The organism is Schinkia azotoformans LMG 9581 (genome assembly GCF_000307855.1).
Taxonomy (GTDB): Bacteria; Bacillota; Bacilli; order Bacillales; family Bacillaceae_J; genus Schinkia; species Schinkia azotoformans.
The window spans coordinates 97,549-110,817 of record NZ_AJLR01000040.1 but is presented as its reverse complement, the minus strand read 5'-3'; the positions used below and the strand labels follow the sequence as shown (position 1 = coordinate 110,817).

Genomic DNA, 13,269 nt, shown 5'->3' with positions numbered 1-13,269 from the left:
CTGGCTGTCCTAAATTTATCCGAAATGGTAAGTTTAAGACAGCCTGTTTTTTTATTTCGTGATTATTTTTTTATAAACATTTGTGACCAATAACTTCCCTGCTGTGTATAACCTACTCCTATATGAGTAAAATCAGCACTTAAAATGTTTTTACGGTGCCCCTCACTGTTCATCCAAGCCTGAACAACCTCTTCCGGTGTTGTTTGGCCTTGGGCAATGTTTTCACCCGCAGAACGATAAGTAATGCCAAAATCACGCATCATATCAAATGGTGATCCATAGGTTGGACTTGTATGTGAAAAATAATGCTTGGACTGCATATCATTCGCTTTTTCGTGAGCAACCTTACTTAAAGCTGTGTCCATTTGCAAATCAGGCAGCCCATTTTTTCTCCGCTCTACATTTGTTAATTGCACAACTTTTGATTCAGCAGCACTTATGCCTGCAGTAGGAGCAGCTTGCTGTGTTTTCTGTGTTTGTTGCTTTGGAGCCTGTTGTGCTTGTTGTTTTGGTACTTGTTGTGGCACTTGTTGTACTTGCTCCTGAGGAGCTTGTGGTACCCGTTGGAATTGTTGTCGGTACTGCTGTAAATATTGCTGGTTTTGCTGCTCTTGTTGACGGTAATCTCCACCATCAAAATTATACATTCCACCCGAACGCCCATCCGCAATTCTAAATTCGTACTTCGCACCATTCGTTAGCATCGGTACTGTATGCGGATATTGATCGCTATTTAATGATGTATTCATACTAGAAATGGTAGCTGCATTAGGGTTTAAAATATCCTGCTCCTCGTTTGCATTATTAACACCGCAGGCACCCATTATTGACAATGATACACTCATTACGATTAATTTTAGTGATTTTATTTTCACGTGTCTGTTCCTCCCAAATTTTTTTCCCTTTCTTTTTTATAATTTCCGCTGTACGAAAATTATATTGCTTAGAAATGTTGGCAAAATGATTTGAGAAAAACATTTTTATCTATAATCCAATAACTTCCTGTTCATACATTTCCCACACTTGGTCAAAGATACTAACTGAATGTAGGGCTGTATCATTTAATTCCAAATAGCTGCTGATTTCGTGATAATCTGAAGAATATTTAGGAAAACTATGGTCTTTATAAACCTCTTCTGCAAATTGACCTAGTATATCTCCTTTTTTCGTTGTTCGAAACTTTAGTACAAATTGGTAAAATGGTTTTTTCAAAGAATAACGTCCTTTCTATATACAAGTTCCACAAGTTTCACATTATTTTACCAAGAATCTATTTTCTATGCCATAATAGAAAGTGTGATATAAATCACTTTTATCAAAACCTTCTTTTGATATATTATAGTATAATAAATAGGAAAAATAGGTGATAGAATGAATTTTGAAACTCCATATGAAATGCTTGGTGGGGAAGAAATAATCCAAAAGCTTGTGAATTCCTTTTACCCAAAGGTTTATGCAAATCCAATTCTAAGTCCTTTATTTGAAGGAGATATGGAAGAAATTAAAAGAAAACAGAAAATGTTTTTAACACAGTTTACTGGTGGCCCTACTCTTTATAGTGATGAATTCGGCCCCCCTGCGATGAGAGCAAGGCATATGCCCTTTGAAATTACGCCAACAAGGGCCACTGCATGGCTAGCGTGCATGAGAGAAGCAATGGACGATATCGGTTTAGAAGGGCCCATTCGCGAACAATTTTACGACCGCTTACAGCAAGTTGCGGGCATAATGATAAACACGCCTGACCAATGATCAGGCGTGTTTTACTTAGTATTCATAAGCTTTATTCTGCTGTTTTTTCTTTTTCCATTAATTCTTGCTCTTCAGGGTCCAGCATTCCAAATTCTTCTTTTGCCATTCTATCCTTTTTCAGTTTTTTCCGATATACCACTTTAGATAATTGAATACTGATTTCATACAACAAACACAATGGTATCATTACTAATGTTTGTGATAAGAAATCTGGGGGTGTAACGACGGCAGAAACAATTGCTAATACTAAATAGGCATATTTTCTAATTTTAGACAGTTTAACTGGATCAATGATGCCAAGGCTTGTTAAAAACATAACGATAACAGGCAATTCAAAAAGGATGGCAAACGGCAAGGTAATTCTTAACAAAAAGCCAAAATATTTCTCAATCGTGAACATATTTTGCATATTTTCGCCGGCTAAGCCTAGTAAAAAATCAAATACAATCGGAAAAATAAAGAAATAACCAAAGCAAAGGCCCGCTATAAACAAAATAAATAGTGCAGGAATATAGGAAAGCGTGACCTTTTGTTCTATAGGTTTCAAAGCCGGTCTAATAAACAGCCAAAGTTGCCAGGCAAGTACCGGAATTGTTAATGCTATTGCAGCAATACCGGCAATTTGCATATAAACCCATACGATCTCCGTTGGACTTAAAACGGTCAGCTTAAAATCCAATCCCCTTACAAAAAAGTCATATATTTCTTGGACATAAATAAATGCTGCAATAAAGAAAATAATAAAGGCAACACCTGTGATAATGATACGATTCCGCAACTCATCAAGATGTCCAACCAAATTCATACTTTGATCTTGTTCCAAATTAGTCCCCCCAAACGATGAGAGCATATGTTTAATTTCTTAGCTGTATAACTGGAAAGAAGATGTAAGATGATAGATCCTACACCTTCCCTCTACCTTCTATATTACATAGTGTCTTTCTTTTGTTCCTCAATCTTCTTAGGTTCATCATCATCTTTTGCCAGTTCACTTGTTGCTTTTTTAAACTCTTTTAATGAACTGCCGACTGCTTTACCGATCTCCGGTAATTTAGATGGTCCGAAAACTACAAGTGCAATTACAAGAATTAAGATTAATCCTGGTATACCAATATTTGATAGCATAAATGTTCACTCCTAAAGTTGTTTGGAAGCTATATTAGTTTTTAAGGTCTTTTACTTCTTTTTTCACTTCATCAAATTCTTCTACAACATCGCTAGTTAATTCTTTAGTTGACTTTTTGAATTCCCGAATCGTTTGACCCGTGGCTTTTCCTATTTCAGGTAGTTTCTTTGGTCCAAATACTATCAATGCCAAAATTAGAATAAGAATTAAGCCTGGAATTCCAATGTTCGATAACATGATAATTTCCTCCTACATCAATTTGAATATCTAGCAGTGATATTAACCACCTTAAGATAAATATATTATACGCTTTTTCATAGTATTTTGGCTATATAGTCATTCATGTGTTCAAAGTTATTTCACAACTCAAACTATTAAATTGTCGCAGAATTGTAACTGATTCAATACATCTAAATTAAATGTAGTAGGGTTGGAAATCCTGGATCACTTTGTAGCCGCCTAGTTGTTCTACTGTGTTTTTAAACTCTTTGGATCGCAGTACAGTTTCTAACAATTTTCCACCTTCGCTTTCATAGAAGGAGGCTGTCATTAATAGGTCATAACTTTCATCTGCAATCGGAATAAAATCTAAATCCATCGCTTTTGCAGCTGAATAAATACCTAGTCCGACGCTTTTTTCCTGTTGTTTTACCTCAGCCGCAACACTTAAATGTGAGAACATTTCCCTTTGATAGCCTTTTACACTTTCAGAAGAAAGATTGGCTTTTTTCAATAGATGATCAAATAAAATTCTCGTACCGGCACCTTTTTGTCTATTAACGAAATTTAAGTTCTTTTCTATTAAATCATTGACCGAATGAACATGATCTGGATTTCCTTTGGCAACAATCCAGCCTTGCTCCCTTTTCAAAAATCTTAATAATACTAGTTTTTGATCGTTGATATATTTTTTTATAAAAGGCAAGTTATACTCACCTGAGTCCGGATCTAATAAATGAATACCGGCAATATGGGCTTCCCCTTTTCGGATCGCCATAAGTCCTGCCATGCTGCCAGTATGGGACGAAATGATTTGCCTATTAATATCCTGACTCCGGATTTGGGAAGATATTATATCAATAGTTAAGTCATGACTGCCGCTAAACAAGATCGACTTATTGATCACCTTTAATGGTTTATATAAATCCAACTCCACCATTTCACCTTGTTCTAAACCGAGGCTTTCAGCCGGAACCAGCAGTAGGCCATCCGCCCGAACCATCGACATTGTTACACCTGCTGCCCTTGTCAGCGGGTTCGCAATGTATTGACCATTCACATAGCCAATATTCATTCTAACAAAATCTTCGGACCCCATATTCGAGATAACGCGACGACCAAGTTTAACCGTTAATTTCTCTCTTTCCGGCTCGGCCACTCCTAAATATTCACAAATAAGCGGCCGGACAAACCATTCCATCGCTAGATAAGCAGAAACAGGATAGCCGGGAAGTCCAATCACCACTGTATTATGAATTTTCCCAAGGACAACGGGTTTACCTGGACGTGTTGCAACGCCATGTGATAATACTTGGCCGATTTCAGCAATGATATGAACCGTATAATCTTTTGAGCCCGCAGATGATCCAGCATTGATTATCACAATATCTGATTTTTCTGCTGCAGTTAGAAGAACCTGGCGAATTAAATCCGGGTTATCTTTAACGATCTCCTCTTTAACTGGAGCCCCTCCCCAGTCCGTTACATAGCCCGCAAATACAGTCCCATTCGTTTCAATAATTTCTCCGGGTTTCACGTCGATACTCGGACTAACGATTTCATTACCTGTAGGAATGATCGAAACGATTGGCTTTTTGGTGACGGGAACTTCAAAGACTCCTCCGCCAAGTAACGCCCCAAGGTCAACTGGTCGCAGCTTATGTCCTTGTGGTAGCAGCATTTCCCCTGTTACAACATCTTCCCCAATAGGCCTGATATGCTGCCATGGTGTCGCTGGTTCAATAATTTCAATCGTATCTTCATCTACAACATGTACATTTTCAATCATAATAACGGCATCGAAAGGGGAGGGAATTGGATTTCCCGTATCGACGTATATAAACTGACCATTTGATATAGATAATTGTACAGGGTTTTGTTCATGTGCACCATAGGTTTCTTCAGCTATTACAGAAATGCCGTCCATGGCCGAGGCATGATAATGTGGTTGCGAAAGCCGAGCATAAATTGGAGCAGCAGTTATTCTACCGAGCGCCTCTGGAGTTGGCACTTTTTCAATCACACGTTCAAATGTAAATGCATCTAGTAATTCCTGTAATGCCTGACTTCGGGGCTTGTCCTCTAAATATATCTTTCTACCGTACCTTTTATCCTTCAAGAATTTTCACCTTCCTACCGCAGCAAAATAACAGAAACCGCTTCACCTATCACTACCCCTTCTTTATTAGAAGGAATTTCAATTATACCGTCGCTTTGAACTAACGTTTTTAATAAACCTGATTTCCCTAAGATTGGTTCTGCCCACCATTCTCCCTCTTCAAAGCTTAATTTTACACGTATATAATCTGAGCGGCCTGGTGATGACGGAATGTTTTTCTTCATCTTAGCAATCGTTCTAGATGGCAATTCACTTGTTTTTCCTCCGCTTAATCTCGTTAAGATTTCACTACCAAATAATTGGAAGATAATCATTGCCGAAGCCGGATGCCCAGGAAGCCCAATAACAGGAAGCCCACCCGCTTGAGATAGGATCGTCGGTTTCCCGGGCTTAACTGATACACCATGAACATATACACCCGGATCTCCGATTGATTGTATAACTTCGGTTGTATAGTCCTTTGCACCGACGGAACTGCCTCCCGACAGGATAAGACAATCTACCTTTTCAGCTAATTCCGCCGCTCGTTTTTGGAAGATCTCATATTGATCCGGGACTATTCCACCGTAAACAAAATCATAACCCCATTCTTTGACCATATTGCCAATGGTTAAGACATTAATATCACGAACCTGTCCAGGTAAGATCTGATTTGTTTCATATGGGACGATTTCGTCACCAGATGATAAATAACCGACAGTGATTTTTTGGTAAACATTCACTCGATCAATTCCTAATGAACCGATGGCACCGATTTCCTGTGGTCTTAGCATTGTCCCCTTTGTAAGAAACGTTTCACCTTCCCTAATATCCTCACCAATGCCAATAATATTTTCACCAGGTGCAATCGAACGATACGTATTTAATAACCCGCTAATATCTTCACAATGTTCAATCATAATTACACTGTCAGCACCTTTTGGAACCATGCCTCCAGTTGGGATATACATCGCTTCGCCGGCTTCCAGTTCTTGGCTTACTTCCTCTCCCATGTGGACTTCTCCAACAACATTTAGAAAGCCGGGCATAGATTCTGAGGAACCATAAATATCCGAAGCTTTAATAGCATAACCATCAACCGTAGAGCGGCGAAAGCTTGGAATATTTTCAGATGAAACAAGGTCCTCCGCTAGTATTCTATGTAATGCTTCAGATAGAAAAACAGTCTCTTGTGTAGTAATGGCTTTGACATGTTGTCTTATTAAGTCATATGTTTCCTCAACTGATTTTACTTTAAAAAATTGCAAAAATAACCCCTCCCCCCGTAATTTACCGTAAAAAATCACTTACTGCTTTAGCCAATTTCTAGCTTTTTCATAATCCACAGGATAATTCATATTATAAAATACTTTTTCGATATTACCAACCAGGACAGGGTCTATATCATTTTCATGTACAAAAAGTACTGCTACTTCATTAAGAAAGTCTCTAATTCGTAAGCGTTCCGCTTGCAAACATTGTTCTATCTTTGGTAGTGTCTCTTTCTTAAAAACAGAGAATAGCGGATGTAATGTTCCGTTTATATTTGGAACAACCGCATCATAATTCTCGCATAAGGAAACTAGATATTGAGCTAATTCACCTGAGACAAAAGGCATATCACAAGCGACGAAAAAGTTGGTTTCTGTGTTGCTGTTCTTTAATCCTGTATGAATACCGGCAAGTGGCCCTTTCCCTACGTACTCATCTTTTACCATCGGCACTTTCAAAAATTCATAGGCTTCAAAATCATTCGTTACGACTATTATATCAGAAAAAAAAGGTGTTAATTGGTCTTTAATCAACTCGATATTTGGTTTTCCATCCATTGGTAATAGTGCTTTATTTGTGCCCATTCTGCTGGATTTTCCACCAGCTAGGATGATTGCTGTTGCATTCATGCTTGTCCCACCTACTCAATTTAGTATTTAACTCTTAAACTAAACAGTTGAAAAAAGGCGGTGTAAAATCCCACCGCCTTAGTTAACTCTATCTTTTTCTATCGTAACACCATATCCTTTTTCTTGGGCAAGTATATCTAAATGAATTGTGTTTAGGTCCAAAAGGGCTGGTTCTTCTATTTTTAATACTTGTTTTTCATCCATTACTTTAACATAGCCATTGCAATCATCACAAACATACAACTGTTTTGTTGGGTCATTTTCCAGATGAAGATAGTTCATTTTATCATCATGATCCACACCGCAATGAGAGCATTTTGTTCGTTTTTCGGACCAAGATGCATAACACCGTGGACAGTACAGAACTTTCTTACCTACTTTGCCTTCTAATCTGGCAAGACGCACCGGTTCACCGCAGCATGGACATGTTCCTGTATGCTTAAAGCTAGTAAGGTCTTCAGCATAAACATCTGCCATTTGACGCAAATAAGGACGAATGGCATGTTCGGCTAAAAACTGCGGAATCCATTCACTTACTTTCCATTCTTGGACCAAATGTGTGAAATAATATTCATTGAAAGTAAGCACTTCATCAACCCATTGTTCCAAAATCACATCATTTAACAACTCTTTAATTTGACCCATTTCGCTTGTTAGAGATGGTTGTCTATCAGATAGTAATTCCATTAATTCTAAAATCCATGACTTATAAATTGGAATGGGCACCTTGAAATCCAATTGCTCAATTAATGGCATATTTTCATTTTTAATCGAAAGCTCACTATGGTGAAAATCTTGACTGATTTCCTTTTTCCACAATGATTGTTTTTTTAAGATCTCTTTTTGAAGGTCAATATATTCCTTATTGATAACTGACATAAGTTTAAGCACCTTTTTCCTTTTTCGCTTTCTCTACTTCATCGGTCCAACGGCCATGATGGTGCTTCGCCCATTCTTCTGATACCTCACCTTTTACCATGCCAGCCACGAAATGCTTTCCATCCGTCGGGGGCAAATGTACCCAAATAAGCATGCCCAATCACAACGGCTACAGAGAGCCCTACACAAATAGCATGAACAGGATAGCCGATATCAACAAGCCAATTTGGGAACCAGTTTGTTTTCCAAATGATGATCCCTGAACCGACGATCCCAATACCACAAAATAATTGAAGTAAAGAGTTTATTTTTTCTCCAGCATTGTAAAAGTCCTGCTTTGGATATTCCTTATCTTTCCCAAAAAACACGAGTGGGAAAGCCAATAAAAATTGGATATCATGCTTACCCCAAGTAAAGGCACTTTTAAGCCAATGTAACAATGCCTTTGGATCAAAGAAAATCATAATGAAAAGCGGAACCATCAAAGTTACTCCAAAAATTCTATGCAAAATCCTGGCATTAGCCGGACCACCTAATATCGGCCAGAGCCAATCGAAAAACTCGGTATACATCGGCAGTGCAGTTATATACAGCGCCAAAAACGAAAATGCTACAGTCCAATGGGCAATACGAAACGGCAAACCAAAACGCTTAACCATGCGCTCACTACTTTTGCTCATCAGAATCGCCTCCACCATGATAAGGATTTAAAAATTTGTTAGAAACCATACTGCCGAGAACAGCCATCGTTGTTACCCCTAATAATGCTTTTCCTATCGGCTGTGCATAGTCTTTCCAAATCTTAGCTGAGGTTGGTACTTTCGGGTTCTTTGGCAAGCCGTAAAACTCAGGGTCCTCCACAAGAACATAAATAGTATGAGTGCCATTTACACCAGGCGGATTATAGATATGTGCTTTGGGATAACGTTCTTTCACTTCTTTAACACGCTTTTCGGCAAGTGCTAACATTTCATCTTTTTCCCCAAACATTAATGCATCTGTATGACAGGAGTTTACACAAGCAGGTTGTAAACCTTCATCAAGACGGTCTGTACATAAAGTACATTTTTGGGCACGACGCTGCTCTCTCCCATTTTCATCAATATAGTGGGTTAGCTGGATCACATCAAACGGGCATCCTTCGACGCAATACCCACAGCCGACACATTTATCATAGTCAACTACAACTGAACCATAATCTGTGTAGCTGATTGCATTTTCCGGGCAAACCTTTTCACAGCCTGCATCCGTACAATGAAGGCAAGATTTATGACGGAATAACCATTCAAAGCGGCCATTCATTTCTTTTTCTTGATACGTAATTAAATTCCACGTATTCGCTGTCAATGTTTCATGTGACTGAATTGTGCCGTTGAAGCTTTCGGGTTCTGCTTCAAGGTCGTTCCAACTTTTACAAGCGACCATGCAAGCACGGCAACCATCACACTTCGTTACATCTACATATTTAATATATTCTGTCATCTTATGCCCTCCTTATATCACAAAGGAACGCTTTATATTCAGGAATTTGAGAGTTAGCATCCCCTACATAGGTTGTTAAATCATTAGCGGAAGCGCCAGTGGCAATTCCATTAAAGCCGTAGTTCCAAGGCATGCCGATATGGTGTACTTTTTTCCCTTTAATCTTATAAGGTTTAAAGCGTTTCGTAACTAGAGCATACACTTCAATTTCAGCCCGGGCTGATTTGATGATAACACGGTCTTTATTGTTAATCCCCTTTTCCTTAGCCAATTCTTCACTGATTTCCACAAACATATGCGGCATAAGTTCAGCAAGGAATGATTGGTTCCGCGTCATTGATCCAGACTGCCAATGCTCGCTGACACGATAAGTTGTTGCCACAATTGGAAAATCTTTAGGGCTTCCTTTCTTGTTGCTCTTTTTACTAAACATGGCTGCAACAGGGCTTACCTCGATACTGGAGAATGGGTTCGGAATTGGACTTTCATATGGCTCATAATGCTCTGGAAGTGGGCCATCTTTTAAGTTAGCAAATAAATTACCCACACCGGATGCATTCATAATAAACGGTTTAAGTCCCGCCTCCTCAGTTGGAACTTGTGTTTTTACAAAATCCGGAACATCATAGCCTGTCCATTCCTTCTTCGCTTGGTCCCACCAAATTACCTTTTTATCATCAGACCATGGCTTGCCATTATAGTCTGTTGAACAACGATTATAAAGAATCCGACGGTTCATTGGCCATGCAAAAGACCAATTTAAGAAGTTATTCATGCCCGTATCTTTGTTATCACGAGCCTTTGATAGATTTTTGCCTTCCTCCGGATAGAAACCGCAATAGATCCAGTTGCCGCATGCTGTTGAACCATCATCCGCGAGCTTTCCAAAGCCAGGAACGAGTTTGCCTGTTTTGGAATCAAAACCATTGATTTCTCGTTGAACAAGGTCGATATCCGGGTGAGCATGCTCGCCAAAGCTCCAACTAAGCGCATTGAAAGGTGCTGCAACTGGTGAAGAATCATTTTTGTACAGCTCTTTTAATTTGCGAGCCAAAACGTGAATGATTTCTAAATCACCCTTGGAATCTCCTTTTGGTTGAATTGCCTGCCAACGATATTGCATCCAACGGCCAGAATTCGTAACGGTTCCTTCTTTCTCATATGAACTACATGCAGGTAAAAAGAAAACTTCAGTCTTAATTTCAGCAGGATTTTTCCCAGCTTCCTTTTTCCAGAAAGCGGACGTCTCTGTTTCAAAAAGGTCAATTGAAACCATCCAATCTAATTGGGCAAGCGCGTTATGGGACTTTGTAGAGTTCGGTGATCCAACAACCGGGTTTTGTCCAAATAGGAACAGCCCTTTGAGGTTCCCTTCATACATTTCGTCAAATAATCCCATATAGGAATTGTTTTTCCCTGCTTTTAATTTCGGGTGATATTGATAACCAAACTCGTTATTGGCTGTTGCGTTTTCCCCATACATCGCTTTAAGATAACTCACAAAAAATTTCGGCTTGTTCACATAATACCCTGATTTTGGTGTTTCACTATCAAGATACGCTTGAAGAGTTGCCATTTTTTCATTGTCTATCGGTGTGTTTAGATAACCAGTAATATTGTGATACAAGAGCCCAAAGTCCGTTGAACCCTGAACATTTGATTCACCGCGAAGGGCATTAACGCCGCCGCCAGGAAGTCCAATATTTCCTAATAATAACTGAATAACCGCATAGGCACGCACGTTTTGAGATCCATGAGTAGATTGTGTTCCACCCATTGCATACATGATTGTACCTGTTTTACCAGCCTTCCCTGTACCACAGAAAGCTTGAGCTACTTCAAGGAAGTTATTTTTTGGTGTTCCGGTTACAGAAATAACTGTATCAATATCATAACGGGAATAGTGCTTTTTCATGATTTGGAACACACAACGTGGATCTTCCAGCGTTTCATCCATTAATACATTGCCAGCAGCATCCTTTTTAAATCCCCAAGTGGCTTGATCATATTTTCGGCCAGCTTCATCAAAACCGCTAAATAAGCCATCATGGAAATCGTACGCATCATCTAATATGTAGGCAGCGTTTGTATATTTCACAATGTATTCTTTATGATACAAATTGTTTTCAATCGCATAATTTATCAGACCACCAATAAAGGCAATATCTGTACCTGAACGCAATGGTGCGTAAATATCAGCTTTCGCTGAACTTCGTGTAAAACGCGGGTCTACGGATACAATCTTACCGCCTTTTTCTTGCGCTTTTAAAATCCAACGGAAACTTATCGGATGGTTTTCAGCGGGATTTGAACCCATGATTAAAATGCAATCAGAATATTGAATATCATTCCAATGATTTGTCATTGCTCCACGACCAAATGAAGGTGCCAGACCGGCAACCGTAGAGCTGTGTCATATACGTGCCTGGTGTTCAATATAGGTTAATCCCAGCCCTCTCATAAGCTTAGCAAGCAAATAGTCCTCTTCATTATCTAAAGCTGCTCCACCAAGGGACGCGATGGCCTCAGTTCTATTCACAGGTAGCCCATTATCATGGGTCACAAATGTTTGATCACGTGTTTCTTTCACCTTTTTTGCAATTCTGTCATACATCCATTCCCATGATTTTTCCTCCCACTCACTGCTCCCAGGCGCACGATAAAGTGGCTTTGTCACACGACGTGGAGATTCGTACACCTGACGGATATTTGTACCTTTGCTACAAAGCGATCCTTCATTAATAGGGTGATCTGGGTCTCCTTCTGTGAACAATACATGATCGTCTTTTGTATGAACAAGTATTCCACAGCCAACTGCGCAATAGCAGCAAATCGTTGGTGTAACAGTGGCTTCAGCTAATTTAAATTGTTTAGACTTTGCTTGTACCTCTTTTTCATTAAAGCCAAGCTCAACAATGGCTAATGTGGCTGCTGTCGCACCGGACAATTTGAGGAATTGTCTTCTAGTCAATTCTGCCATACATTATTCTCCTTTCACTTGTTGCTTGATCATAGATCTCCAGCTACTTTGTCATTAAGATCTTTTAAGACGCGGCCACAAGAAGTGTAAACATTGATCATTTTCCCTCTAATGTAGCCAATGACTTCTACATTCAAATAGTTTGCCAATTGAATAGCCTGCTTTGTGGCGGCTGTCCTTGAACCCACAATGCCAAAGCCAAATCTGGCAGCCTTTGAAAGCATTTCATATGAAATTCGTCCTGTAGTAAGCAGGATGAGATCTTCAGGTTTCATATTTTCGCGTAAGGCGAAACCAATAATTTTATCAACAGCATTATGTCTGCCGATATCCTCACGAACATAGATTTTACCTTCGCGATCGACAATGCAGGCACCATGCATTCCACCTGTTTCCAAATATAGCGGTGAATTTATCGCAAATTCATGCCGTTTCTTTAACAAATAAGAAAGTGAAACGGTCCGATTTGTTTTAACTTTAGTAAAACTTTTAACATCTGACATCGAAAAAAAGGTAATTCCTCTGCCACAACCAGCTGAAAAGTTCATTTGTTTTTCACGAAAAAGATCGATATCAAAGTCACTGGTTGTTTCTACCAATATCCTACCTCGCGATTCATCAATTCTGATCATTTTAAGGTCATTAGGGGAGCTAATGACTGCCTCGGAATATAAATAGCCAACTGCCCAATCTTCTAAATCTCGGTTTGTAAGTTGGTAAGTTGCTAGATTTTGACCATTAACAAAGAGAGTGATAGGGTACTCGTCTGGGCATGATTTTCGATTCATTTGTGAACACCCCCTTCATGCAAAAACATCCAATATTATACTAG

At 39.2% G+C, this 13,269-nt stretch carries 15 protein-coding genes and 1 pseudogene; 1 reads left to right on the top strand and 15 read right to left on the bottom strand.

Annotation, left to right across the window (positions count from 1 at the left end; all coding sequences use genetic code 11):
• Nucleotides 1–62: 62 nt before the first annotated feature.
• Both BAZO_RS04830 and BAZO_RS04825 read right to left on the bottom strand, forming a co-directional pair.
• Nucleotides 63–875 carry a CAP domain-containing protein gene (locus tag BAZO_RS04830; protein WP_003330191.1) on the bottom strand — a complete coding sequence of 271 codons (813 nt, stop codon included), beginning with the start codon at nucleotides 873–875 and terminating at the stop codon, nucleotides 63–65.
• A gap of 109 nt (nucleotides 876–984) precedes the next feature.
• A complete protein-coding gene (locus tag BAZO_RS04825; protein ID WP_003330190.1) occupies nucleotides 985–1,212 on the bottom strand; it encodes a YozE family protein in 228 nt (75 codons plus the stop codon).
• A 159-nt stretch (nucleotides 1,213–1,371) separates the two neighbouring features.
• On the opposite strand from BAZO_RS04825, the gene BAZO_RS04820 reads away from it, so the two are divergent.
• Nucleotides 1,372–1,752: a globin domain-containing protein gene (locus tag BAZO_RS04820; RefSeq protein WP_003330188.1), complete on the top strand. Its 381-nt coding sequence runs from the start codon at nucleotides 1,372–1,374 to the stop codon at nucleotides 1,750–1,752.
• Between the two features lie 31 nt (nucleotides 1,753–1,783).
• On the opposite strand, the gene tatC is transcribed toward BAZO_RS04820, so the two are convergent.
• The 13 genes and pseudogenes from tatC to fdhD all read right to left on the bottom strand — a co-directional run bounded on the left by tatC (nucleotide 1,784) and on the right by fdhD (nucleotide 13,225).
• A complete protein-coding gene (tatC, locus tag BAZO_RS04815) occupies nucleotides 1,784–2,602 on the bottom strand; it encodes a twin-arginine translocase subunit TatC (RefSeq protein ID WP_039957000.1) in 819 nt (272 codons plus the stop codon).
• Between the two features lie 77 nt (nucleotides 2,603–2,679).
• A complete protein-coding gene (locus BAZO_RS04810; RefSeq protein ID WP_003330186.1) occupies nucleotides 2,680–2,877 on the bottom strand; it encodes a twin-arginine translocase TatA/TatE family subunit in 198 nt (65 codons plus the stop codon).
• Between the two features lie 34 nt (nucleotides 2,878–2,911).
• Nucleotides 2,912–3,115 (bottom strand): twin-arginine translocase TatA/TatE family subunit, encoded by a 204-nt coding sequence (gene tatA / locus BAZO_RS04805; protein WP_003330185.1) that lies wholly within the window; start codon nucleotides 3,113–3,115, stop codon nucleotides 2,912–2,914.
• A gap of 178 nt (nucleotides 3,116–3,293) precedes the next feature.
• The gene (locus BAZO_RS04800; protein WP_003330184.1) at nucleotides 3,294–5,216 is read right to left on the bottom strand and encodes a molybdopterin biosynthesis protein; all 1,923 of its coding nucleotides are present in this window, start codon (nucleotides 5,214–5,216) and stop codon (nucleotides 3,294–3,296) included.
• A gap of 14 nt (nucleotides 5,217–5,230) precedes the next feature.
• On the bottom strand, nucleotides 5,231–6,463 hold the full coding sequence (locus tag BAZO_RS04795; protein ID WP_003330183.1) for a molybdopterin molybdotransferase MoeA: 1,233 nt from the start codon (nucleotides 6,461–6,463) through the stop codon (nucleotides 5,231–5,233).
• 39 nt (nucleotides 6,464–6,502) lie between these two features.
• Nucleotides 6,503–7,096, bottom strand: a complete 594-nt coding sequence (gene mobA / locus BAZO_RS04790) for a molybdenum cofactor guanylyltransferase (RefSeq protein ID WP_003330182.1) — start codon at nucleotides 7,094–7,096, stop codon at nucleotides 6,503–6,505.
• A gap of 78 nt (nucleotides 7,097–7,174) precedes the next feature.
• Nucleotides 7,175–7,975: a formate dehydrogenase accessory protein FdhE gene (locus BAZO_RS04785; protein ID WP_003330181.1), complete on the bottom strand. Its 801-nt coding sequence runs from the start codon at nucleotides 7,973–7,975 to the stop codon at nucleotides 7,175–7,177.
• A gap of 4 nt (nucleotides 7,976–7,979) precedes the next feature.
• On the bottom strand, nucleotides 7,980–8,075 hold the full coding sequence (locus BAZO_RS21560; protein ID WP_411844589.1) for a formate dehydrogenase, nitrate-inducible, cytochrome b556(fdn) subunit: 96 nt from the start codon (nucleotides 8,073–8,075) through the stop codon (nucleotides 7,980–7,982).
• Nucleotides 8,062–8,655: a formate dehydrogenase subunit gamma gene (locus tag BAZO_RS04780; RefSeq protein ID WP_003330179.1), complete on the bottom strand. Its 594-nt coding sequence runs from the start codon at nucleotides 8,653–8,655 to the stop codon at nucleotides 8,062–8,064. The genes BAZO_RS21560 and BAZO_RS04780 overlap by 14 nt, the downstream gene beginning before the upstream one ends.
• Nucleotides 8,642–9,457: a 4Fe-4S dicluster domain-containing protein gene (locus BAZO_RS04775; RefSeq protein WP_003330178.1), complete on the bottom strand. Its 816-nt coding sequence runs from the start codon at nucleotides 9,455–9,457 to the stop codon at nucleotides 8,642–8,644. Before BAZO_RS04775 ends, BAZO_RS04780 begins: the two co-directional genes overlap by 14 nt.
• A gap of 1 nt (nucleotide 9,458) precedes the next feature.
• A pseudogene (gene fdnG / locus BAZO_RS04770) lies at nucleotides 9,459–11,858 on the bottom strand (formate dehydrogenase-N subunit alpha); the annotation flags it as partial.
• A 12-nt stretch (nucleotides 11,859–11,870) separates the two neighbouring features.
• Nucleotides 11,871–12,437, bottom strand: coding sequence for a twin-arginine translocation signal domain-containing protein (locus BAZO_RS23495; protein ID WP_003330176.1), 567 nt, complete (start codon nucleotides 12,435–12,437; stop codon nucleotides 11,871–11,873).
• 29 nt (nucleotides 12,438–12,466) lie between these two features.
• Nucleotides 12,467–13,225, bottom strand: a complete 759-nt coding sequence (gene fdhD, locus BAZO_RS04760) for a formate dehydrogenase accessory sulfurtransferase FdhD (protein ID WP_003330175.1) — start codon at nucleotides 13,223–13,225, stop codon at nucleotides 12,467–12,469.
• Nucleotides 13,226–13,269 lie beyond the last annotated feature (44 nt).

Excerpts from the sequence above, each read along its gene's own strand:
- BAZO_RS04820 (WP_003330188.1), top strand. The coding sequence starts at position 1,372 with ATGAATTTTGAAACTCCATATGAAATGCTTGGTGGGGAAGAAATAATC.
- tatC (WP_039957000.1), bottom strand. The coding sequence starts at position 2,602 with ATGCTCTCATCGTTTGGGGGGACTAATTTGGAACAAGATCAAAGTATG.
- BAZO_RS04810 (WP_003330186.1), bottom strand. The coding sequence starts at position 2,877 with ATGCTATCAAATATTGGTATACCAGGATTAATCTTAATTCTTGTAATT.
- tatA (WP_003330185.1), bottom strand. The coding sequence starts at position 3,115 with ATGTTATCGAACATTGGAATTCCAGGCTTAATTCTTATTCTAATTTTG.
- mobA (WP_003330182.1), bottom strand. The coding sequence starts at position 7,096 with ATGAATGCAACAGCAATCATCCTAGCTGGTGGAAAATCCAGCAGAATG.
- BAZO_RS04785 (WP_003330181.1), bottom strand. The coding sequence starts at position 7,975 with ATGTCAGTTATCAATAAGGAATATATTGACCTTCAAAAAGAGATCTTA.
- BAZO_RS21560 (WP_411844589.1), bottom strand. The coding sequence starts at position 8,075 with ATGGTAAAAGGTGAGGTATCAGAAGAATGGGCGAAGCACCATCATGGC.
- BAZO_RS04780 (WP_003330179.1), bottom strand. The coding sequence starts at position 8,655 with ATGAGCAAAAGTAGTGAGCGCATGGTTAAGCGTTTTGGTTTGCCGTTT.
- BAZO_RS04775 (WP_003330178.1), bottom strand. The coding sequence starts at position 9,457 with ATGACAGAATATATTAAATATGTAGATGTAACGAAGTGTGATGGTTGC.
- BAZO_RS23495 (WP_003330176.1), bottom strand. The coding sequence starts at position 12,437 with ATGGCAGAATTGACTAGAAGACAATTCCTCAAATTGTCCGGTGCGACA.
- fdhD (WP_003330175.1), bottom strand. The coding sequence starts at position 13,225 with ATGAATCGAAAATCATGCCCAGACGAGTACCCTATCACTCTCTTTGTT.